This is a genomic window from Acinetobacter sp. SK-43 (assembly GCF_015351505.1).
Lineage (GTDB): Bacteria > Pseudomonadota > Gammaproteobacteria > Pseudomonadales > Moraxellaceae > Acinetobacter > Acinetobacter junii.
This window is the reverse complement of record NZ_JADKPY010000007.1, coordinates 1-22,548: the sequence shown is the minus strand read 5'-3', so window position 1 is coordinate 22,548 and position 22,548 is coordinate 1. Positions and strand designations below refer to the sequence as shown.

Annotated in this window: 17 protein-coding genes and 1 pseudogene; 12 read left to right on the top strand and 6 right to left on the bottom strand. The window is 41.1% G+C overall.

The window, feature by feature from the left end:
• Positions 1-98: 98 nt before the first annotated feature.
• The 4 genes from IRT38_RS02555 to IRT38_RS02540 all read left to right on the top strand — a co-directional run bounded on the left by IRT38_RS02555 (position 99) and on the right by IRT38_RS02540 (position 4,478).
• Positions 99-1,355, top strand: coding sequence for a D-amino acid dehydrogenase (locus tag IRT38_RS02555; RefSeq protein ID WP_005403875.1), 1,257 nt, complete (start codon positions 99-101; stop codon positions 1,353-1,355).
• Between the two features lie 24 nt (positions 1,356-1,379).
• Positions 1,380-2,483: an alanine racemase gene (alr, locus tag IRT38_RS02550; protein WP_129261101.1), complete on the top strand. Its 1,104-nt coding sequence runs from the start codon at positions 1,380-1,382 to the stop codon at positions 2,481-2,483.
• Between the two features lie 10 nt (positions 2,484-2,493).
• A complete protein-coding gene (locus IRT38_RS02545; protein WP_004956761.1) occupies positions 2,494-2,853 on the top strand; it encodes a RidA family protein in 360 nt (119 codons plus the stop codon).
• Between the two features lie 191 nt (positions 2,854-3,044).
• A complete protein-coding gene (locus IRT38_RS02540) occupies positions 3,045-4,478 on the top strand; it encodes an amino acid permease (RefSeq protein WP_194596881.1) in 1,434 nt (477 codons plus the stop codon).
• A gap of 75 nt (positions 4,479-4,553) precedes the next feature.
• Here the strand turns inward: IRT38_RS02540 and IRT38_RS02535 are convergent, their stop codons facing one another.
• Entirely contained in the window at positions 4,554-5,435 is an 882-nt protein-coding gene (locus IRT38_RS02535; protein WP_194596880.1) for a LysR family transcriptional regulator, read from the bottom strand.
• A gap of 165 nt (positions 5,436-5,600) precedes the next feature.
• On the opposite strand from IRT38_RS02535, the gene IRT38_RS02530 reads away from it, so the two are divergent.
• The 7 genes from IRT38_RS02530 (at position 5,601) to IRT38_RS02500 (ending at position 14,198) form a co-directional block, all read left to right on the top strand.
• Positions 5,601-7,118, top strand: a complete 1,518-nt coding sequence (locus IRT38_RS02530) for a CoA-acylating methylmalonate-semialdehyde dehydrogenase (RefSeq protein WP_194596879.1) — start codon at positions 5,601-5,603, stop codon at positions 7,116-7,118.
• Positions 7,119-7,131: 13 nt separating this feature from the next.
• Complete coding sequence (gene mmsB, locus IRT38_RS02525) at positions 7,132-8,016, top strand: 3-hydroxyisobutyrate dehydrogenase (RefSeq protein WP_194596878.1); 885 nt, start codon at positions 7,132-7,134, stop codon at positions 8,014-8,016.
• Between the two features lie 88 nt (positions 8,017-8,104).
• Entirely contained in the window at positions 8,105-9,754 is a 1,650-nt protein-coding gene (locus IRT38_RS02520) for an AMP-binding protein (RefSeq protein ID WP_194596876.1), read from the top strand.
• An 11-nt stretch (positions 9,755-9,765) separates the two neighbouring features.
• Positions 9,766-10,893, top strand: a complete 1,128-nt coding sequence (locus IRT38_RS02515) for an acyl-CoA dehydrogenase family protein (protein ID WP_004956740.1) — start codon at positions 9,766-9,768, stop codon at positions 10,891-10,893.
• Positions 10,894-10,914: 21 nt separating this feature from the next.
• Complete coding sequence (locus tag IRT38_RS02510; RefSeq protein WP_004956737.1) at positions 10,915-11,688, top strand: enoyl-CoA hydratase; 774 nt, start codon at positions 10,915-10,917, stop codon at positions 11,686-11,688.
• A 12-nt stretch (positions 11,689-11,700) separates the two neighbouring features.
• On the top strand, positions 11,701-12,726 hold the full coding sequence (locus IRT38_RS02505) for an enoyl-CoA hydratase/isomerase family protein (protein ID WP_194596874.1): 1,026 nt from the start codon (positions 11,701-11,703) through the stop codon (positions 12,724-12,726).
• A 119-nt stretch (positions 12,727-12,845) separates the two neighbouring features.
• Positions 12,846-14,198 (top strand): MFS transporter, encoded by a 1,353-nt coding sequence (locus tag IRT38_RS02500; protein WP_194596872.1) that lies wholly within the window; start codon positions 12,846-12,848, stop codon positions 14,196-14,198.
• Positions 14,199-14,546: 348 nt separating this feature from the next.
• Here IRT38_RS02500 and IRT38_RS02495 read toward each other — a convergent pair whose 3' ends face one another.
• A complete protein-coding gene (locus IRT38_RS02495; protein ID WP_000914409.1) occupies positions 14,547-15,806 on the bottom strand; it encodes a type II toxin-antitoxin system HipA family toxin in 1,260 nt (419 codons plus the stop codon).
• 4 nt (positions 15,807-15,810) lie between these two features.
• Positions 15,811-16,113 (bottom strand): helix-turn-helix transcriptional regulator, encoded by a 303-nt coding sequence (locus IRT38_RS02490; protein ID WP_000364388.1) that lies wholly within the window; start codon positions 16,111-16,113, stop codon positions 15,811-15,813.
• 196 nt (positions 16,114-16,309) lie between these two features.
• Between IRT38_RS02490 and IRT38_RS17680 the strand changes: the two are divergent.
• Positions 16,310-16,414 (top strand): annotated as a pseudogene (locus IRT38_RS17680) (hypothetical protein); the annotation flags it as partial.
• A 304-nt stretch (positions 16,415-16,718) separates the two neighbouring features.
• Here IRT38_RS17680 and IRT38_RS02485 read toward each other — a convergent pair.
• From IRT38_RS02485 to IRT38_RS02475, 3 genes are read right to left on the bottom strand one after another with little or no spacing between them, the layout of a single operon-like run.
• Entirely contained in the window at positions 16,719-19,682 is a 2,964-nt protein-coding gene (locus IRT38_RS02485; protein WP_000033773.1) for a site-specific integrase, read from the bottom strand.
• Entirely contained in the window at positions 19,679-21,859 is a 2,181-nt protein-coding gene (locus tag IRT38_RS02480) for a hypothetical protein (RefSeq protein WP_194596870.1), read from the bottom strand. The genes IRT38_RS02485 and IRT38_RS02480 overlap by 4 nt, the downstream gene beginning before the upstream one ends.
• Positions 21,856-22,353, bottom strand: a complete 498-nt coding sequence (locus IRT38_RS02475) for a hypothetical protein (protein ID WP_000543471.1) — start codon at positions 22,351-22,353, stop codon at positions 21,856-21,858. The genes IRT38_RS02480 and IRT38_RS02475 overlap by 4 nt, the downstream gene beginning before the upstream one ends.
• Between the last annotated feature and the right edge of the window lie 195 nt (positions 22,354-22,548).

Sequence of the window (22,548 nt, the reverse complement as noted above, 5' to 3'; positions counted from 1 at the left end):
ATATTAAATTACCTAGATTATAGCCATAAAACAGTCAAAAAAACTATTGAAGCAAAAATATACTAGTTAAATAAACTAGTGAGCGAGAGGGACCTATTATGCGCGTCATCGTTTTAGGAAGTGGTGTTATTGGTGTAGCAAGTGCTTACTATCTTGCGCAACAAGGTGCCCAAGTGACTGTACTTGATCGTCAGTCTGGTCCAGCAAAAGAAACCAGTTTTGGTAATGCTGGGCAAATCTCGCCAGGATATTCAACACCTTGGGCTGCACCAGGGATTCCATTCAAAGCAGTAAAATGGATGTTCCAACATCATGCACCACTTGCCATTAATATAGATGGCAGCATGTGGCAGCTTCAGTGGATGGCACAGATGCTGAAAAACTGTAATCCTCAAAGTTATGCGGTCAACAAAGAACGCATGATGCGTGTGGCGGAATACAGTCGTGATTGTTTGCGTCAACTCAGAAGTGAAACAGGTATTCATTACGAAAATCGTTCCAAAGGTACCTTACAGGTATTTCGTAATGAAGCGCAGCTTGAAGCAGTGCAACGTGACATTCAAGTACTGAAAGAATGTGGTGTTGATTTTAATTTACTCAATGCTCAAGAACTGGGCAGTGTAGAACCAGCATTGGCACACACCGATAAATTAGTCGGTGGTTTACATTTGCCGAATGATGAAACGGGTGATTGTTATTTATTCACCAATGCCTTGGCGAAAGTAGCGCAGGACTTAGGTGTCGAATTTAAATTCGATCAAAATGTTGAGCAACTGATCGTAGAAGGTGATGAAATCAAAGGTGTGATGGTCAATGGTGCGATTTTAACGGCTGATCGTTTCGTACTTGCCTTTGGTAGTTATTCACGCGATTTCTTAAAACCATTGCAATTGAATCTGCCAGTTTATCCAGTGAAAGGCTATTCATTGACGATTCCAATTGTGGAACCAAAATTTGCTCCGCAATCAACGGTTTTAGATGAGACGTATAAAGTCGCGATTACACGTTTCGACCAACGTATCCGTGTGGGTGGTATGGCGGAATTAAGTGGCTTTAACTTGGGCTTAAATGATGATCGTCGTGCAACTTTGGAAATGGTCACCCAAGACTTATTCCCAGGTGGTGACTTACAACAAGCATCATTCTGGACAGGTCTACGTCCAATGACACCAGACAGCACACCGATTATTGGTGCAACCAAATATAAGAACCTATTCTTAAATACTGGTCATGGTACTTTAGGTTGGACCATGGCATGTGGTTCAGGCAAATTGATTAGTGATTTGGTGATGAATCATCGTACTGAGATTAGTACGGATGGCTTATCGATCCAGCGTTATTCACACGCGGCATAATTTGATTATACAAGGAAGTTCATTATGCCTCGCCCAATTACTGCGGTCATCCATACTCAGGCTTTGCGCCAAAATCTTGAGGTCGTGAGAACTTCTGTTCCAGACAGCAAGGTGTTTGCAGTGGTCAAAGCCAATGCCTATGGACATGGAATCGAACGAGTTTACGATGCTTTAAAAACTGCAGACGGCTTCGCATTGCTTGATATAGATGAAGCGAAACGTTTGCGTGCATTAGGTTGGACTGGTCCAATTCTATTGCTGGAAGGAATTTTTTCGCCACAGGATTTATTTGACTGCGCTGAATATCAGTTGAGTTTCACGGTACATAGCGAGCATCAAGTCGAATGGATACAGCAGCATATCTATCCAGCCCAGTTTAATATTTTCTTAAAAATGAACAGTGGCATGAACCGTCTAGGTTTCAAGCCTCAACAATACCGAAAAATCTGGCAACATCTGCAACGCCTCAATAATGTTTCCAACATCACCCATATGACGCATTTCTCTGATGCTGATGGCGAACGTTTTGGTCAAGCTGGGGTTGAATATCAACTCGCAGAATTTGAAAGCACCATTCAGGACTTACCTGGCGAAAGATCGGTGAGTAATAGTGCTGCCATTCTCAGATATCCCTCGCAAGTACACTCCGATTATGTCCGTGGCGGCATCATGCTCTATGGCAGCTCTCCCGATTATCCGAAGCATAGTATCCAAGATTGGGGACTTGTACCGACCATGAGTTTGCGCAGTGAATTGATCGCGATCCAGCAGTTAAATGCCAATGAAAGTGTGGGTTATGGTTCAAGTTTCGTAGCTGCACATGCAATGACGATTGGTATTGTCGCGTGTGGTTATGCAGATGGTTATCAGCGTACCTCTCCTACAGGCACACCCGTGTTAGTCAATGGAATCCGTACTCGAACCATTGGGCGAGTCAGTATGGATATGTTGGCAGTCTATTTAACGCCAGTTCCGAATGCTGAAATTGGCAGTGAAGTTGTGCTTTGGGGAACATCAAAAACAGGACAAATTCTCTCTATTGATGATGTTGCAGCAGCCTCAGGCACAGTTGGCTATGAACTTATGTGTGGCGTAACTGCACGAGTTCCATTTATCACTCAAGACTAAGGAAGTCATCATGTCACATTCAGATATCCAGAAAATCAATAGCACCGAAGTGATGAGTGCAGTCACGGTTTTTAATCAGGTGGTGTATCTATCAGGACAAGTGCCTAAAAATCCTGATTTAGATATCGAAGGACAAACGCGTGATGTATTGGCAACGATCGAGCAATTGTTAGCCTCCGCAAATAGCGATAAATCACGTTTACTTTCGGTACAGCTTTTTCTGAAAGACCTAGCTGATTTTCCTAAGGTCAATGCGATCTATGTTGATTGGTTAAAAGACTGTGTGGCGCCATCACGCGCTACGATTCAAGCTGATTTGGTCAATCCAAATTGGTTAATTGAAATTGCAGTGATTGCAGCACAAAAATAAAGCGAATCGCTTTATTTTTGTTTAAATGAGATTAAAAAAGAAGAAAAGTAACGTATTTGTCATAGATAAAAGTAAGGCAAATACGTATTTTCTTGCAGTCAAAATGAATGGGTCATTTATAAAGGACAGCTGGTTAAGCTCATAAATTAGCGACCGATTCATTTTAGGAAGTAGTAAAAAGGAACTTTTTTATGACGGTGATACATAATCAGTCTTCAGGTGATGATGCACCTCAAGACTTACAACGAAAACTTTCCAATCGCCATTTGCAATTGATTGCCATTGGTGGCGCGATTGGGACTGGACTGTTCATGGGTTCAGGAAAAACCATCTCCCTTGCTGGTCCATCAATCTTGTTTATTTACATGATTATTGGTGGCATGTTCTTCTTTTTGATGCGAGCACTCGGTGAATTGTTGCTTGCCAATTTACAGTACAAATCTTTCGTCGATATGGCACACGATCTGATTGGACCGTGGGCTGGATATTATTTGGGTTGGACCTATTGGTTAGGTTGGGTCTTGGTCGGTATTGCGGACTTAGCTGCTGTGATTAATTATCTTGGTTTTTGGCTGCCTGATGGAACGACCTTTACTCCAATAGGACAGGCGCTGATTAGTGCGGGCTGCGTATTATTCGTTTTGGCCTTGAATTTACTTACGGTCAAATTGTTTGGTGAAGTCGAGTTCTGGTTTGCACTGATTAAAATCTTGGCGATTATTGGTTTGATTGGGGTTGGGGGCTATATGATTTTTAGTCACTTTACCGCACCTCATGGCACAGTGGCTTCACTCAATAATATTTGGTCGCATGGTGGTATGTTCCCGAAAGGTGTTGATGGCTTCTTGGCTGGTTTCCAAATTGCCGTTTTTGCCTTTGTCGGAGTGGAGCTGATTGGAACCACGGCGGCAGAAACCAAAGACCCACATAAGAATCTTCCCAAAGCGATTAATGCGATTCCGATTCGTATTATTTTGTTCTATGTCTTAGCTTTATTGGTGGTGATGGCTGTGATACCGTGGGATCAAATTCGCGCAGATAAAAGCCCATTCGTTGAGTTATTCCTGAATGCGGGGATTGTGACCTCAGCGATCATCATGAATTTAGTGGTGTTATCTTCGGTGATGTCGTCGATGAACAGTGGTGTTTTCTCTACCAGTCGTATGTTGTTTGGTCTGTCTAAAGATGGTCAGGCGCCAAATTCATTTAGTCGCTTATCCAAAAGTGCAGTGCCAGCAAATGGTCTGATCTTCTCATGTGTATTTATCATGGGTGGAGCTGTGCTTCAGTATTTTGTCCCGAACACCATGGAAGCCTTTACTTTGGCAAGTTCGCTCTGTGTGATCCTGTTCATTAGCGTATGGAGCCTGATCATGGTTTGCTATATCCGCTATCGCAAATTACGTCCAGAGTTACATGAACAGTCTAAATTTAAAATGCCAGGCGGCGTGTTCATGTCTTATGTGGTGATCGCATTCTTGTTGTTCACTTTGGTGATTTTGGCACTCGAACCTGACACGCTGAAAGCGCTGTATGTGAGTCCGTTGTGGGTGGTGATTTTAGCGGTGACCTATCAAGTATTATACAAACCACGTATGCGTAAACTTGGACGTGAATTGGCTTAATCGATTCATTTGCATCTCCCATAAAAAGAGCTGATCTAACCAGATCGGCTCTTTTTATATCTACGCTGAGAAGTATTAATCAACCAATAAATGCTGATATTTATCTGCCTGTTTACGTAAATAATCCCAGACCAGTTTAATCCGTGGCTCATGCTGTAAATCTACAAAGGTAAGCATCCAGAATGTATGATTAAAACGTACTTGTTCAGCTAAAACATCCTGAAGTTCAGGTTTATCATGGGCTAAAAATTTCGGCAAAATTGCTAATCCAGCACCTGCACTTACTGCGATTTGCTGTGCCAAAATACTGCTACTGCGAAAATTTGCAGTGAGTTTTAAGGGTAAGCGTTCTAGACAATATAGCTCAGGGCTATAGACCAAATCATCAATATAATTAACAAAACGGTGTTGGGTTAAATCCTCTAATCCACGAATTGGTGGATGTTGTGACAGATAGTTTTGACTGCCATAAATCTTTAATGAGTAATCTGACAGTCGCGTGATGATATAAGGTCCAGACGTTGGTCGATCAATAGACACCACAATGTCCGCTTCACGATGCGAGAGCTTAATCATCTTTGGCACAGGAATCAGGTCAATCGTGAGCTGAGGATAGTGAATCGAAAACTCTGCTAATAGTCGTGCAAGAAATGCGGTACCAAATCCTTCAGGTGTGCCAATTCGCACACGACCTTGCAAAGGTTGATGCGGTTTCTCAATCTGAAGGAATGCCTGTTCCATTTGTTCAACCTGCGGAACAAGAGCTAATCCTTCCATCGTTAGTTCATAACCTGATGCTTCACGCTTGAACAGAGTCATGCCTAAAGCCTGCTCTAATGCTTGAATCCGTCGAGCTACGGTACTGTGTTCCACGCCAATAATGCGTGCTGCATTGGTCAGAGTTTTGGTTCTCGCTAAAACCAGAAAAAACTGTAGATGATCCCAATCCACTTTCATTGTTATTGTCATCCCTGTGCATATTTGCACATCAATCGTGCATGAATTTGCGTTGGTGGTCAAAGCATTCTTTGCTAGTCTCAAACAAATGTTAAAAAAAGAAAATACGACGAATCGCTATTTTCGAACATCTGAACACAATAAAAATAGGCCTATGGAGAGGTTATGAATACAATCCAGAAAATCGAGCTGGACACAGCTAAGCTACTCATTAATGGACAGTTGATCGAGTCTGAAACCCAACACTGGCAAGATATCGTCAATCCTGCGACACAGGAAGTCATCGGTCGTGTGCCTTTTGCAACAGTGCAGGAAGTGGATGCAGCGATTCAAGCTGCACAAGATGCTTTTGCCACTTGGCGTCAAACACCGATTCAAGCACGTATGCGCATTATGCTGAAGCTACAAGACTTGATTCGTGCCAATATGAAAGAGATCGCGAAAGTACTGACCGCTGAGCAAGGCAAAACCTTAGCCGATGCAGAAGGTGATATCCAGCGTGGCTTAGAAGTGGTTGAGCACGCTTGTTCTGTCGGTACCTTGCAAATGGGCGAGTACATCGAAGGTGTAGCACGTGGTGTAGATACCTATACTTTGCAACAGCCTTTGGGTGTTTGTGCGGGCATCACTCCATTTAATTTCCCAGCCATGATTCCATTGTGGATGTTCCCGATGGCGATTGTTTGTGGCAATACCTTCGTACTCAAACCCTCTGAACAAGACCCATTAACCACGATGATGTTGGTCGAACTTGCGATTCAAGCAGGTGTACCTGCTGGTGTGTTGAATGTGGTTCATGGTGGCAAAGAAGTAGTCGATCGTCTCTGTACACATCCACACATTAAAGCGATTTCCTTTGTCGGTTCAACTGCGGTGGGTACGCATGTGTATAACCTCGCAGGGCAACATGGCAAACGTGTGCAATCGATGATGGGTGCAAAAAACCATGTGGTAGTGATGCCTGATGCTAATAAAGAACAAACCCTCAATGCTTTAGTCGGTGCGGCTTTTGGTGCTGCAGGACAGCGTTGCATGGCACTTTCAGTTGCTGTGATGGTGGGTGAAAGTAAGCAATGGGTTCAAGAGTTGGTTGAAAAAGCCAAAACCTTGAAAGTTAATGCAGGACATGAGCCGAATACAGATATCGGACCTGTCATTTCTCAACGTGCCAAAGCGCGTGTGATTGATTTGATCAATAGTGGTGTCGAGCAAGGCGCAGAGCTGTTACTCGATGGTCGTGATGTGCAAGTTCAAGGTTATGAGTCAGGTAACTTTGTCGGAGCGACCATTTTTAATGGCGTGACCACAGACATGCGCATCTATAAAGAAGAAATCTTTGGCCCTGTATTGGCAATTATTTCTGTTGATACTTTGGAAGAAGCGATTGAGCTGATCAATGCCAATCCATTTGGTAATGGTGTTGGACTCTTTACTCAAAGTGGTGCGACAGCACGTAACTTCCAAAACTTAATTGATATTGGTCAAGTGGGGATCAATATTCCAATTCCTGTGCCAGTGCCATTCTTTAGCTTTACAGGTTCGCGTGGTTCAAAGCTAGGTGATTTAGGCCCTTATGGTAAGCAAGCGGTACAGTTCTATACGCAGACCAAAACCATTACCAGTCGTTGGTTTGAAGATAGCCATGAAGTTGGCGGTGTAAATACCACCATTAGTTTACGTTAAGGGGGAATCAGGGATGAATATCGCCTTTATCGGTCTTGGAAATATGGGTGGCAGAATGGCCCATAACCTGCTCAAAGCAGGACTTACAGTCTATGGTTATGATCTCAGTGAAGTGGCGAATCAGCACTTTGCTGAAGCGGGTGGTGTGGTCTGCGACAGTCCACAAGCAGCAGCCCAACAAGCAGATGTGGTGATCACCATGTTACCAGCAGCTAAGCATGTCAAAGAGGTTTACCTCGGTGAGGAGGGCGTGTTGGAAGTCTTGAAGGCAGGGGCATTGTGTATTGATAGCAGTACCATTGACCCGCAGACCATCAAAGATATCGCTGCGCTTGCGCAAACTAAAAATATTCACATCTGTGATGCGCCTGTGTCGGGTGGCACCATTGGCGCGCAAGCAGGTACTCTCACTTTTATGGTGGGTGCCAATGATCAGACCTTTGAGGAAGTCAAACCTGTGCTCAGCCACATGGGCAAGAATGTTATACATTGTGGTGATGTTGGCGCAGGACAAATTGCCAAGATTTGCAATAACTTGATTCTTGGAATCTCGATGGCTGCTGTGGCAGAGGGCATGGCATTGGGTGCCAAATTGGGGATTGATCCGCAAGCATTGGCGGGTGTGGTGAACACCTCAAGTGGTCGTTGCTGGAGTTCAGAGATTTGTAATCCATGGCCACATATCAATGAAAATGCACCTGCTTCACGTGGCTATCAAGATGGTTTTGCGACACAACTGATGCTGAAAGATTTAGGTCTCGCGGTCGAGGCAGCAGGTCAGGTCAAACAACCTATTTTGTTAGGTGGCATGGTACAGCAGATGTATCAGCAGATGTGTATGCGTGGAAATGCGCATTTGGATTTCTCCAGCATTATCCAGCAATACCTACCAGACTAAGTTTAAACATCAAGCCATTGGATGGCTTGTAAACCAATAAATGCAACTCTGTCGTAAATAACTACAAATCCAGACTGAGGGAATAGAGATGTTGAATTATAAAGATGTGGCAAACGCATTTGATTTTGAAAATACGGCTCAACACATGTTGTCAGGTTCGTTGGATGCACTCAATGCATGCTTTGAGTGTTGTGACCGACATGTAGACGGTGAAAAAGTTGCTTTGTACTGGCAAGGCAAAGATGGGCGTAAGGAACAATATACCTTTGCGCAATTCAAACAGTGGTCCAGTCAATTTGCTAATTTTCTAAAATCACAAGGTGTACAGGCAGGTGATCGTATTTCGGGTTTATTACCACGAACGCCTGAACTGATCGTGACGATTTTAGCCGCATGGCGAATTGGAGCCGTATATCAACCGCTGTTTACTGCTTTTGGGCCGAAAGCGATTGAGCATCGTATTCAACTTGCACAAAGCAAGTTAGTCGTCACGGATGTGGGCAATCGCAGCAAGCTCGATGAAGTTGAACAATGTCCAGCTATCGTGACCGTTGCTGATACAGAAGGTGCAGTGCTCAAAGCCAGCGATTTTAATTTTTGGCAGGAGTTGAATCAGCAGTCTGATCAATGTGAATTAGTCATGCGTAATTTGCATGATCCATTCTTATTAATGTTTACCTCAGGTACCACTGGACCTGCAAAACCGCTCGAAGTTCCACTAAAAGCCTTGATTGCATTTGGTCGCTACATGCAAGATGCAATTGGCTTAACTGAAGATGATGCTTTTTGGAATATTGCTGATCCGGGTTGGGCCTATGGTTTGTACTATGCGATTACGGGGCCATTATTCTTGGGACATGCGACGTTGTTTTACGAGGGTGGATTCAGTACGGATAGTTTGTGTCAAATCGTCAAGGATTATCAAATCACCAATTTGGCAGGTGCACCAACGGCCTATCGTATGATGATGGCTGCTGATCCAGCACAAATGGCGCCGTTAAAAGGTCAGTTCCGTGTGGTCAGTAGTGCAGGTGAGCCACTGAATCCAGAAGTGATTCGCTGGTTCAAACAAGTTTTAGATGCGCCGATTTACGATCATTACGGACAAACTGAAGTGGGTATTGTGGTCTGTAACCATCACGGTTTAAGCCATGAAATACGTGCGGGTGCGGCAGGTTTTCCAAGTCCGGGTTATCGGGTTGCCGTGGTCAATGAACAAGGTGAAGAGCTTCCGCCAGACACCGCCGGAATTTTAGCGGTGGATATCAGCCAGTCGCCAATGATGTGGTTTGGTGGTTATAAAGAAAGCCGTAAATCACCTTTTGTTGGCAATTATTACTTAACAGGCGATACCGCTGAGTTACATAGTGATGGCAGTATGAGTTTTGTGGGACGTAGCGATGATGTGATCACCACATCTGGTTATCGCATCGGTCCATTTGATGTTGAAAGTGCTTTGCTTGAACATGATGCGGTGATTGAAGCTGCGGTGATTGGTGTGCCTGATCCAGATCGTACCGAACTGGTTAAAGCCTTTGTGATTTTAGCGGCAGGCGTACAGTCTACGATTGCTTTGGCAGAAGAATTAAGCCAATTTGTGAAAAAACGTCTTTCTGCGCATGCATATCCACGTCTAGTGGAGTTTGTCACCGAGTTGCCGAAGACGCCGAGTGGTAAAATCCAACGTTTTTTATTGCGTAATCAGGAAATTGCTAAGCAACAAGCAAAAGCAGGGTAAGGGAAATAACAATGCAATTTACCGAAGAACAATTGTTAATTCGTGATATGGCGAAAAGTTTCGCCCAAGAACAAATCAAACCGAATGCCAGTGATTGGGATCGAGATGGCACCTTTCCCAAAGCTGCGTTAGCACAGATGGGGCAGCTTGGTTTTATGGGGATGCTCGTCCCAGAGCAATGGGGTGGGTCAGATACTGGAAATTTGGCATATGTATTGGCACTCGAAGAAGTTGCAGCTGCAGATGGTGCGACCTCGACCATTATGAGCGTGCATAATTCGGTGGGCTGTGTACCTATTTTAAAGTTTGGTAATGACGAGCAAAAAGAACGCTTTTTAAAGCCCTTAGCCCAAGGCGAAATGATCGGAGCCTTTGCTTTAACCGAACCACATACCGGTTCGGATGCTGCAGCCATCAAAACCCGCGCAGTTAAAGATGGTGATGATTATATTCTGAATGGTGCAAAGCAGTTTATTACTTCTGGTCATAATGCAGGGGTGATTATCGTCTTTGCCGTGACTGATCCAAGCGCAGGTAAAAAGGGTATTAGTGCCTTTCTCGTGCCACGTGATACACCCGGGTATGAGGTCATTCGTGTCGAAGAGAAATTAGGTTTACATGCTTCGGATACCTGTCAGATTGCTTTGACCGATGTACGTGTGCATAAAAGTTTGATGCTGGGTAAAGAAGGTGAGGGTCTGAAAATTGCACTCGCCAATTTGGAAGGTGGTCGTATCGGGATTGCAGCACAAGCAGTGGGTTTGGCGCGTGCAGCTTTAGAAGAAGCCACGCACTATGCCAAAGAACGTCTGACATTTGGTAAACCAATTTTCGAGCATCAAGCGATTGCCTTCCGCCTTGCCAGTATGGCAACAGAGATCGAAGCTGCACGACAACTGGTTCATTATGCTGCACGTCTCAAAGAAGCGGGTCAGCCTTGTTTGAATGAAGCATCGATGGCCAAATTATTTGCTTCTGAAATGTCAGAGCGTGTTTGTTCAAGTGCCTTACAGGTCTTTGGTGGTTATGGCTATCTGAAAGATTTTCCAATCGAGCGAATTTATCGTGATGCACGAATTTGTCAGATTTATGAAGGTACTAGCGATATTCAACGTTTAGTGATCGCACGTAGTCTATAAAACTCAAACAAGGATTGAATGATGCAGTGGCAAACTATTTTATTGGAAAAGCGTAATGGTGTAGGGTTAATTACCCTCAATCGTCCTAAAGCTTTAAATGCGCTAAACAGTGAATTGATCAGTGAAGTGAATCAAGCCCTCGACCAACTGGAAAAGGATCGTGAGATTGGTTGTATCGTATTGGCAGGTTCAGAAAAAGCTTTTGCAGCCGGCGCGGATATTAAGGAAATGGCACAGCTAAATTTTCCTGATATTTATTTTGATGATTTTTTCCATCTTGCTGATCGTATTGCCCAACGCCGTAAACCTTTGATTGCTGCGGTGAGTGGCTATGCTTTGGGTGGTGGTTGTGAATTAGCACTGATGTGTGACTTTATCTACTGCGCTGAGAATGCCAAGTTCGGCTTACCTGAAGTGACTTTGGGCGTAATTCCAGGAATTGGTGGAACACAACGTTTAACTCATGCCATTGGTAAAGCCAAAGCCATGGAAATGTGCCTCACCGCACGACAAATGGGTGCAGTAGAAGCTGAGTTAAGTGGTTTGGTTGCACGTGTATTCAACAAAGAAGACCTACTCGAACAAACCCTACAAGCCGCTGAACAAATTGCGACACGTTCTCTGACCGCAAACATGATGCTGAAAGAAACCATTAATCGAGCTTTCGAAGTCAATTTGACCGAAGGATTACGATTTGAACGACGCATGTTCCATTCTATTTTTGCCACTGCAGACCAAAAAGAAGGCATGCAGGCGTTTGTTGAAAAGCGGCAGGCAAATTTTAAAAATCAATAAGAGATCAATAAAATGAACAAAGAAAATCACTTAATGATTGAGCAACAAGGTGGTCTAGGCATGATCACTTTAGATCGAGTGACACATCTGAACGCACTATCGCTTGAGATGATTGAGGGGATTCGAGCCCAACTTGAGCTTTGGCGAGATGATGCTGCTATCCAAGCGATTTTAATCAAATCGAACAGCCCGAAAGCCTTTTGTGCAGGAGGCGATATTCGCTATCTGTATGACAGTTATAAACTGGGCACGACAGATCATCAGGGGTATTTTAGTGCCGAATATAAGATGCTCACCACCCTACGTGAGTACCAAAAACCTGTCATCGTTCTGCTCGATGGTTATGTGCTTGGTGGTGGTTTTGGCTTAGCGCAAGCCTGCCACATCATTGTGAGTAGTGAAAAATCACGCTTTGCCATGCCTGAAACAGCGATTGGTTTTTTCCCAGATGTCGGCGCTACTCATTTCCTATCGCGCTTGGATGACATAGGCGTGTATATGGCGATTACAGGTGAGCAAATCAGTAGCAGTGATGCCCTTTATTTGGATTTGATTGACTACCATGTACCGAGCGAAAGACTGCAAGCCTTGCAAGATGCCTTGGTTGCAGAAAACGATTTAAGCCAACAAAACATTGAACATATTGTGAGTTGCTTTATCACCCGCCCAGCAGAAAGTGAATTGAAACAGTATGCTGAAGCGATTCGTAAACATTTCGGTTTTCAACATTTGGATGAGATTGAGCAAAGTCTTGAAAATGAACAAGATGAGCAGTTAAAAGCATGGGCAAGCAAATTACTGCATCTACTGCAACAACGCTCATTCGTAGCAAAACAAACTAGTTTGAAACTACAACATCTTGGACGTGGGCTTTCCTTACAGCAATGTATGCAACTAGAGCGTGATTTGCAGGATATTTGGTTTGAGCATGGAGACTTTATTGAAGGCGTGCGTGCACTGATTGTCGATAAAGACAAACAACCGCAATGGCAACAAGCCAATCCTGAACTAGAGCAAATATTAGAAAAGCTGAGCTAAGTACGGCTCATCCGATTGTTATCACAAAGGAGAAATACAAACAGGACGTAGACTTTTGATCAAGCATGATCATCAGCATAAAAATTCAGAATAAAAATTTCCAAGAAAGGAAAATGAAAATGCAAACATTACATGGAAACGGTTCAAATCCTAAAAAGTCATCACATCGTTTGGCGGGTATCTCCAGTATGGTGGGTACCACCATCGAGTGGTATGACTTTTTTATTTATGGTGCAGCGGCGGCACTGATTTTCAATAAATTATTTTTCCCTAATCTTGATCCGCTTACAGGCGTACTCGCAGCATTTGGGACCTATGCAGTAGGCTTTATCGGACGACCTTTAGGTGGTTTAGTGTTTGGGCACTTTGGTGACAAGATTGGTCGTAAGTCCATGTTGTTACTGACTTTGATGCTGATGGGCATTCCAACGGTATTGATTGGATTGTTGCCTACCTATGAATCAATCGGCTATTGGGCTGCGATTTGCTTGGTCATCTTGCGTTTTATCCAAGGTATGGCAATGGGTGGAGAGTGGGGCGGGGCTGTGCTCATGGCTGTTGAACATGCACCTGAAGGTAAAAAAGGATTTTGGGGTAGTTTGCCTCAAGCCAGTACAGGTGGCGGTTTAATGCTGGCCTCAATTGCTCTAGGATTGGTGTCCTTACTGCCTGAACAAGCATTGTTTAGTTGGGGTTGGCGTATTCCATTTCTCGCAAGTATCGTATTACTGGCTGTAGGTTGGTATATCCGTGTCAAAGTACCTGAGTCACCTGACTTTGAGAAAGTCAAAGAGCAAGCTGAGAATATTAAAGTTCCTGCGTTACAGGTCTTCAAACAACATCCAAAACAGTTGATTACGATTATTGTGGCACGTGCTGCTGAAAACGCATGGTTTTACATTGCATCAACATTCACCTTGGCTTATACCACGACTCAACTTGGAATCCCTCGACAAGAGATTTTGTTCGCTACCATTTGTGGTGCAGCAGTCATTCTATTTATGACCCCATTGTGTGGACATCTGTCAGATCGGGTTGGTCAACGCAATATGTTTATGTTTGGCTTATGCGTGTTGGCAGTATTTAGCTATCCATTCTTTAGTATGCTCAATACCAAAGACCCTGTACTGGTGTGGACTGCGATTGTATTGGCAATTGGTGTGGTGTTCCCGATTATGTATGCGCCGCAAGCACAATTATTCGCGCGTCAGTTCCCTGCTGAAATTCGCTATAGTGGTATCTCGATTTCAGTGCAGTTGGCAGGTGTATTGGGTGGTGGTATTGCACCGTTGATTGCAACCAAGTTGTTGAGTGTCGGTGGTGGCAATCCATATTTGATTATGATTTATATTGGTTCGATGGCGATGATAGCAATTATTGCGACAACTTTTATGCCGCGTGACCGAATTGCTCAAACTTATCAGCAATCAAATGAGCTAGATTTAAAAACGAAGATTACTGAACAATCCTAGTTTGCAAAATCCATAGATAAGAAAAAAGCCCTAATCTTTCGACTAGGGCCTTTTAAATTTGGAGCGGGAAACGAGACTCGAACTCGCGACCCCAACCTTGGCAAGGTCACCGAGATTTATTCCATTAAATGACGCTAATTATAAGTATATGATTTAATTGATAGTATGTGTTTTTTGGTGGAGTAAAATTTTTAGTAATTTAGATCATTTAAGGGTATTTTGGTCACTTTATTTTAGACATTTTAGTTTGTAAAAGTCACCTATTTTTTGATACTGATTTTCATGAGAAATAACAATATTATATGATTTAATATAATGATTCTTAATCCTCATGAAAATGTTTTATATTCAATTCAATAAATGAATATTATGCTCAATCCTATTTTGGATCATTTGGATAGTTTCTGCTTGAATTTGTCCAGGTAATAGATCATGAGCGATATTGCTGAATCGGATTGCAACCTTACAAATCGAACTAATAATTTCATCGACTTCTTGGGCAGAAAGTTCCGCTTCCTGAGTACCAAGTTTTACAAGAGCTTGTCGAGGAATATCCAGTGCCTCACCCATGATATCCATTTGATGATATCCACCTGGCCCTTCACAGAAAGTAACATCATAGGCAGGGGAGAGTTTCCATTGCCCATTTTGGGACATCAGAAATGAAAAGTTTTTGCAATGATCATCTCGATTATTGAAGACTACATTGAAAACAGCTCGCTTGAATGCAATTGCTTTTTCGCGAACATCATTGGTGCAAAAGTGTGCAGCGCGAAGAAAGTTACTGTAGTCTAAACTCCCTGGTGATTTAAAATCAGCTCCGGTGAAGGCAGCTAAACTTTGCATAGGGATACGCATACCTTCATGGCGGTCAAATCTTTTTGATGCAAATGCGGTTAATCCATTCGGAAGAGTAAAATATTGAGTATCAGGGGTGTCAATATGACAATGACGCAAACATTCTGCATAGACAGCTTCAATTGCACAAACTTCAGGATGCTCTTGCTGAGCGGGAAATTTGATCAGCCATGCTTCATGTTGATGTGAGCTAACTGTTGAGAATTCGTTGGTGACAGGATCACGGTAGACGAGCGCTTTTGGCCTTGCACCTTGTGGAGATCCACCCATAATTAATAAATGCTGTAAAAATTCTGCACCTTCTCCTTTGAGAACTTCCTGAACTTCTTGAGCGAGTTTAATCAGTGGAATATTTTCAGTTAATGCTAACTCAGGTGCTGAAGGTTCAAAGGATAATGCCCCCATTGCATGTGTATTAATATACGTGAGTCGTTCTAATGGCCCAATCCGTGCTGGATTGAGTCCATTTTTTTTAAATAAGCGATCCATAAGAAGCATGCCCCAACCATCGGGTAGGGCATCATATATAGGACCTGGCAATCCCATTTGATGTGTAGGAAAGTTCGTTCTTAATGAGTCACCTTTTAATGGAAGTAGGTAAGAGGAAAGTTCTAAACCTTTACTGATCGCTTCTGCACTGTATTCAAAGGCGATTAATGGCCGACCTGTGATTGCGGTTGAGGAGACCAGTGTACCCCAAAGCCAATATTCACCCCATCCATTGTAGTAAACATTAAGTTTTTTGAGCATGCACTTATTTCCTTTTGATACGTTGGCGAGCCGTATTGCTCTCATAGCGGAGAATGTCATTTACACTGTTTAAATGAGGTTTGAAGAGTTCCTCTAATTCTTTTAATCGGCCCAATACCATGGCAACGCGTACTAAATTTTCAAATGAAACATTTCGACCAGCTTCCAGATTAGATACTGTATTCACACTAATACCAGCACGTGTAGCGACGTCTGCCTGAGTCATTTCTAGATAAAGTCGTTCTTTGCGAAGCCTTTCACATAATAAAGTAACAACCTCTTCAGGTTTTTTGAATTTTAAATCCATAATATTGGGTCTTATATCTATATATATCTATTAAAACACAAAATAATGGATTTATAAAATAAGCCATTTGATCGGTAAGGAGGGTGCTTAATTGGCCTGATTAGATCTTATTAGATTAAAGAAGTCTAATTAGACATTTACAATCTAATAGAGCCTAACAACCTGCTTTAAGCTCAATCAGTTTCGCCTGTTGTCGCGAGGAACCGGTATTTGCTATCAGGTTAATCTGGAATATCTGGTACAAGTGGTTTGGAGCAATGAGGTCGATGGGCAGCGCTTTGCCTTGCCTGATACCTTAATTTAGTACCGATTCACAATTTATTCATCATATTCTGAAAATATTGCTTCAATTTCATCCCACTGCGGCAATTTATACTTTTTTTATTCACTTCAAATTGTAAATCAATACTGCAAATTCTTGTTTAAATGATCATTAAATTTTGTGCTAACTTGGACAGACATTTTTGGCTAGTGGGACAAACAGTTATTGCTCTTTAAAATGATTAATTTAATCACTCACGCTTGGAAGTCTATATTAAATCATTACAGGAATGACTGGTAAACCACGAATAAGAATGCGTGGCAAACTTATCCAATAATTTGCATTAAAGATGAGAAACTATCATGAGATACATCAGTAGTTTGAATACCCCAAGTGCTTTTGCATCTTTATACTTGAAAGAGAACTTGATTCGCTCTTCCTCCTCATTCAGGCTAAAATTTTCTGTCCGTAATGCTAAATCCTGTAATGTGCTTTTGAGCTCTGTCTTGCTCTGCTGAGAGAGTTCTAAATGAAGATATTTTTTGGGAAATAGGCTATGAATAAAAGAAAGAAGTTTCTTCAGTTGCCGTTTTTCATTGAGTTCAAAAATTAACTGGGCTGAATTGGGCTGAACTTTTTCAAGATAAATTGAGTAGATCGTATGAAGCTGTTTTTTGTATTTACTTTGTACATTTGCATAACGCTCCTGAACATGTTGAATGACCTTTTTTTCCTCCTGATTGGTTGGCAACATGGTGACCAATGCATTCGGAGTTTTCCTTAAAAAATCTGTGGTAAATAACCTCGATGATTTTTTTTGGTTTACACAGGAGGTTTTCAAATGCTGGGCTCTAGCACGTAATTTTTGCGCGATTTGCAAAGGAATGGCTTCAGGTAACATAAGGTCTTGTTCTTTTTCTACTGCAAGAATGTGATGCAATAATTCAAAAGTCATCTCTGAGTCATGAGCTCCTAGCATCAGTGAATCAGGCGATTTCTGTTGACCTAGTTGAAATTGATGATCATGTTGCCTGTAACGGTCTTTAGTGAGTTGCTCAAATAAAAACTGTTTGATCGCCCGCTGCTGAACAGGATATTTAATAGAATCATCATGTTTCAGAATATTAAAATAGGCTTCTTTAGGAAGCGGGCTGTGCATTTGATTCAGCTGGTAGCTAATTGCTAGATGCATTAAATGCAGATAGCTTGAACAAGTGGTTTCAGGCGTTAGGTGCCCGGCAAAATGAGAAAGCGCATACCAGGTTTGCTGAGTATTTTTGTTTCGCAGCAATGCATAACGGATGCGTAGTTGATCATTTGGCGTATAGTCTGTAAATGCATCAGCAAGCGGTGAGTGTTTTAAAACCAGATAGAGATGATTAAATGCTGAATGACGCAGAGTATGGTAAGTAAAACTGTGTTCTCCAGAAGCAGACTGGATCAATTGTTTCAAGAGAGCATTGACTTCATTTTCGTGAGTTTCTTCTAGGGACTGTTTTAAAAATAGCGGTTGAGTAACTGATTTTCTTTGTTCTTTTAGCAGGCGTTTTCTATTCTGACTATATGTTTTAAATGCATGTAATTCATCGGCTTTAAGTAGATGATGTAAAGGAATCTTGCGGTAAGCTGAGTAGCTTTTTTGATTTTTATTGCGATTGTTGCGAATGGTGAGTATCACAGCATCTGCACCAATAAATAGATCACGTACGAAGATATTCAATGTTTCATTGATCCGTAGTCCGACTCTGAACCCCAGAATAAAAATCAGTTTAAATATATTTTTATCCTGAATTGAAATATCTTGAGTATTTTCGAGCTGCTCTAGCATGCGGTAAAAAATATGGGGCGAGATCAATGCGGTTCTGCAGATTTTTACTTGGATTAAACTATCCAGATCCACAGTGGGCGCGTTAAAAAATAATGTCTGTTTGTGATGAAACTCCTGTAGACGTTTTTGTAAAGTCTCTCTAGTTGTTTCCTTCCTTAATAAAAGCATTTCTCCATACAGATCTTCAAAATCAGCATTTGAAAATGATGAAATATCTTTGTCTTGCGTTGCCTGCAGCCAATGGACTGCAAACTGTGAAAACATGGTCTTCAGAGAACTTTGCTTGAGCGGCTGAAAATCTGCACGTATAAGCTTGCGCTTAAATCGTTGCTGCTGCTGAATAATATGATTGAGAAGGTCCAGTTGAGGTTCCGTTAATTTTGAACGTAGAATGCTCCACAGCAACAAACGCTCTAAGGCAGGAGACAGTTCTCTGGAATATAACCCTATGAGTTGATCTTTATAGTTTTTTGCACGAATGGCTTGACGTATTTCTACAAGAGTTTCTGCTATATCTGATGCGATATTGACTCTAGAGTGGGCCTGATGGTTTTCACAAGTATTCTCAACTTTAATGTTATTGGTGTGCTTTTGTTCAAACTGAACAAAATAAGCTTCTAATTGTTTTTCGAGAGGACTGGAACTGTAAATTTCATTTTTTAAGATACAAATGGACATTTGATCCAGTCCGCTGTTTTTCAGGAACTGTGTATAGTAAAAACCGTATTTTAACAGGTCTTTACAACGTAGCTTTTCCTCGGGGAAGCATTCAATAATACAAGCGTTAATCAGATGTTCTGCATCTTCAATATCCGAAAATAAATCAAACTTTTGATGTTTTAGTCTGTAGATCCAGCATTTCACAATGTCGTGTAGCACAAACGTTTTTGTATAGCTGACTGAAAAATCAGGGTCATTTATACGCTGATTACCGAAATTCCGGTTCGGGATTTCGAGTGTTACCATATGATTTAGGTTTAAAAAACTTTGAAATTTCTTTGTTTTTAAAATAATTTTTAAAAAAAATTGCAATTCGGCATGGTTATAAATGCCATTAAATAATATTGAACTGATCAAACAAAAAGCGAGGGATTGAGTTGGACTGAAGTCATTATGTTCTGTCCAGTGAGCAATCAAATTTTTGGCAAATTGAGTCACCTTTTTGCCATGTTTTAAGGTTTCAATATTTTGTAGTGGCAGAGACCTTTCGTACCTCACGGGGGCGGCAGGCACCGGATAGTGGTGATTCGATGAAAGATTAAAGCGCTTGATATATTTAGCAAATTCTATACGTGCGATTTGGTAGCTTCGGATATTTGACTTACAGTGCTCTAAAAGTCGATCGTCAACTTGTCGAAAAATTTCTGGATAATTTTCGGGTGTGAGTTCTGTGAATTTTTCGCTAAATAATTGCAAAAAAAACTTTTTTTTCTCTCTTTGCTTTTTTAATCGTTTTAGCGAGTGCGGATGTTTGCTCATGCAATAGTCATTCCTGTAAACGTAGACATGCTTTTAAGCGCTAAGATTTCGACCAGCTTGTCTTGTGCTGCTCTAATCTGATCGTAATCTATTGTCTTAAAACCTGAATAGCGGTCAAACAGTTCCTGCATAGCTTCATCATGACCAAAGATGCCATTTATTAGATCTTCATTGCAGTATTGGGCAAAAAAATAGCGAGCGAAATGGCGGGTCCAATTGCGCTGTAATGCTATTTCGGTACAGTATTTTTGAATATCAGAAAGTTCCAGATTTCGGACATATCCTTTCGAATCGTAAAATAAGAGCAAGAGACGTTCACCATCGAAGACCTCTTGGATTGCTTGTACTTGTTCTTGCGTCAAATAGGCTTTTGCGAGCTGCAGAAAATATTTCAAATACTTTAGGTAATGCTGTATTTCATCACGAAGAAAATTATTAAAAGGTAAATAGCGTCCAATGGTGCCTGAATAACGCTGCTCTTTATCTGCAACAGCCATCAATTTGTTGTTAAGGTCAATATAATCTAGACTGGGCGGGAAGGACTCACTCGGCCGTGCTGAAGTTGTCAACATGCAAATATGCCAAAGCCACATCGAATAATGATTTAAAGTCTGAAAGGGATTGAGATTATTCCTAACTTTGTGGTCAAGCTGGTAAAAAAAAGACTGGACGAATGGGAGATTCGGTACTTGCTGACTGCCAAACGTAATAGGGGATTTAAATTCCTCAATATATCCAGTGTCAAGCTGAGGGCAAACCAGATCAAGTGTTTGAATATAAATATCTAAGATATCAATAATTTTCGTTGAGAAATAATGGCATGGAGTGTAGTTATTAACATTTTCTCCAGCGAATAATTTACTTTCTAATTCATATCCTAGTTCATTCAATGTAATGTCACTGATTAAACGAGGAAGATTTTGAGTTGTTAAAGGGAAAGTAAGATCATCACTGATTCTACGTAGATAATCTTGTACATCAGAAGCAATATCAGCTTTATCCCAATTTTTTAACTGAAAGATTCGATCTAAATAAACTTTGGGTAAGGGGATGGTAAAAGAATTACCAATGTTGAGCATATATTCTTTTAATAATGCATCTTTAAATTTCGAATTATCAATACCTTGCTTGAAAAAACAGTTTTCATGACTAAAACGGATTTCTTTACTTCTTGAGCTTAGAAAGAAACGAGTTCTGAATACCAGTAGCTCTTCATAATGCGTGAAACTAAGTACTGAGAATAAAAGCAATGCATGAATTGGAGAGTTTTCTGCCCGTTCTAATAAAATTTGCATAATGTACTGTGCGGTAGGTAAATCGAAGACATGAGGATTTGACTTGCTCATTAATTCATTCTTGTTTTGATGCAGAATTCTGTTTTTGAGATTATTGATCTGAGCTGTAATAGAAGATTGCTCTAGTGGGTTGAATTCAAAATTATGGTCTTCAACTTTTTCTATAGTTTTATCCTCACGTGGTTGTTTTGCTATACCGCGTTCAAAATAAGTCTGATGTGTTTGCTCATCATCGATAGTTATTTTTGATGTTTTCCTAACATCGATTTGAGGAGGCTCCTGGGCGCTTGGATTATTTTGCCTGTGTCTTTTTTGCCGATCTGATTGCGTATGCGCATACGTATAAATAACGCGGATATTTGCCAATTGTCCAATTTGTTTTGCTGTTAATTTTGGAGTAGAACGTTCAAGTAAATTTTTATTCTCTGTTTCAGCTTTATTTAAAAACTCAAGTAGATCCTCCAACTCCATCGGGAGAGCTGGTAAGAAGTTATAAAGCCAATGGTATTCCCTTTTTCTGCAGGCTAAACGAAAACGCATACAAAGATTTGCTACGGTGGCTGCATGTTCTTTGCTATCAAGCAATTCAATACATCTAGTATTGAAAATGGCCCATTTCAGGGCATTAGCTTGATATGCTGAAGGGGTATTAATGACTGCAATAAGATAATGAACCAGAGGATATTCACTGATTGATTTTTCTATAAGTTTTTGATTTATAATATTGTTAAGTTCAATAATTTCAGTAGGTTTAATGAAGTCATTGAGTTTGATTGAATTTTGAAAACTTTCTAGCTTTGCTTCTGCCAGTGCTTGATAGAAGTCTCGAAATGGCTCAAGCTTTAATTCTTGAGTATCTTCTAAGTAACTATATCCGTTCATGATGATATTCCAGCCAGAATTTTTTCTAATGAAAGTGGACCAGCATAATTTGAAATAGAACTTACTGGACTTTGGGATTTAGATAGCCCTGATAATTCTCTTAGATGATTGATAGTTAAAACTTCCTGTCCGAAAACTTCCTGAAGATGTGCGGCTAAGTATTGTTCATTTAGCCAATGCGCGATGATATCTAAGCCATGAATTGAGTGATGTAATCCGGAACACAGTAAGGCCATTACTTCGCTTAAAGCCTGGATTGTGAATTCGTAGGAATTATTTTTCTCATAAGCTCTAAACGTAAATTCATTTTTATTCTTGTTGTAAAAATAGGCATAGATCCAGCTGAAATGACTACTAAAAAAATAGTGACCCAGTGTGTTAGTGGTAATGAGTGGAATGTCGATATTCTGTTTAAAAGCTAAATCAAGATGGTAGTTCTGTTGTTTATCACTCAATTGGAGGAATAAAGCTATCCATATTTGATATGCATGCATACATTTTGGATAACACTTTAAGTGCAGATTTTTTACAGCTACACGGTAATTTTGAATCCCCTTTTTTGATTTTGACATATTTTATTGTCTCGCAGAAAGTTTAGATCAGATCTAAATACTGATAAGTTTTTTTTAAAATTATTCTGTTAAATCAAAGGTTTTTTATTTTCCTTAAAATCTCTAAAATTAAAGTAT

Bases quoted from the DNA above. Each gene is read 5' to 3' on its own strand.
- IRT38_RS02555 (WP_005403875.1), top strand. From the start codon at position 99: ATGCGCGTCATCGTTTTAGGAAGTGGTGTTATTGGTGTAGCAAGTGCT.
- alr (WP_129261101.1), top strand. From the start codon at position 1,380: ATGCCTCGCCCAATTACTGCGGTCATCCATACTCAGGCTTTGCGCCAA.
- IRT38_RS02545 (WP_004956761.1), top strand. From the start codon at position 2,494: ATGTCACATTCAGATATCCAGAAAATCAATAGCACCGAAGTGATGAGT.
- IRT38_RS02540 (WP_194596881.1), top strand. From the start codon at position 3,045: ATGACGGTGATACATAATCAGTCTTCAGGTGATGATGCACCTCAAGAC.
- IRT38_RS02535 (WP_194596880.1), bottom strand. From the start codon at position 5,435: ATGAAAGTGGATTGGGATCATCTACAGTTTTTTCTGGTTTTAGCGAGA.
- IRT38_RS02530 (WP_194596879.1), top strand. From the start codon at position 5,601: ATGAATACAATCCAGAAAATCGAGCTGGACACAGCTAAGCTACTCATT.
- mmsB (WP_194596878.1), top strand. From the start codon at position 7,132: ATGAATATCGCCTTTATCGGTCTTGGAAATATGGGTGGCAGAATGGCC.
- IRT38_RS02520 (WP_194596876.1), top strand. From the start codon at position 8,105: ATGTTGAATTATAAAGATGTGGCAAACGCATTTGATTTTGAAAATACG.
- IRT38_RS02515 (WP_004956740.1), top strand. From the start codon at position 9,766: ATGCAATTTACCGAAGAACAATTGTTAATTCGTGATATGGCGAAAAGT.
- IRT38_RS02510 (WP_004956737.1), top strand. From the start codon at position 10,915: ATGCAGTGGCAAACTATTTTATTGGAAAAGCGTAATGGTGTAGGGTTA.
- IRT38_RS02505 (WP_194596874.1), top strand. From the start codon at position 11,701: ATGAACAAAGAAAATCACTTAATGATTGAGCAACAAGGTGGTCTAGGC.
- IRT38_RS02500 (WP_194596872.1), top strand. From the start codon at position 12,846: ATGCAAACATTACATGGAAACGGTTCAAATCCTAAAAAGTCATCACAT.
- IRT38_RS02495 (WP_000914409.1), bottom strand. From the start codon at position 15,806: ATGCTCAAAAAACTTAATGTTTACTACAATGGATGGGGTGAATATTGG.
- IRT38_RS02490 (WP_000364388.1), bottom strand. From the start codon at position 16,113: ATGGATTTAAAATTCAAAAAACCTGAAGAGGTTGTTACTTTATTATGT.
- IRT38_RS02485 (WP_000033773.1), bottom strand. From the start codon at position 19,682: ATGAGCAAACATCCGCACTCGCTAAAACGATTAAAAAAGCAAAGAGAG.
- IRT38_RS02480 (WP_194596870.1), bottom strand. From the start codon at position 21,859: ATGAACGGATATAGTTACTTAGAAGATACTCAAGAATTAAAGCTTGAG.
- IRT38_RS02475 (WP_000543471.1), bottom strand. From the start codon at position 22,353: ATGCATGCATATCAAATATGGATAGCTTTATTCCTCCAATTGAGTGAT.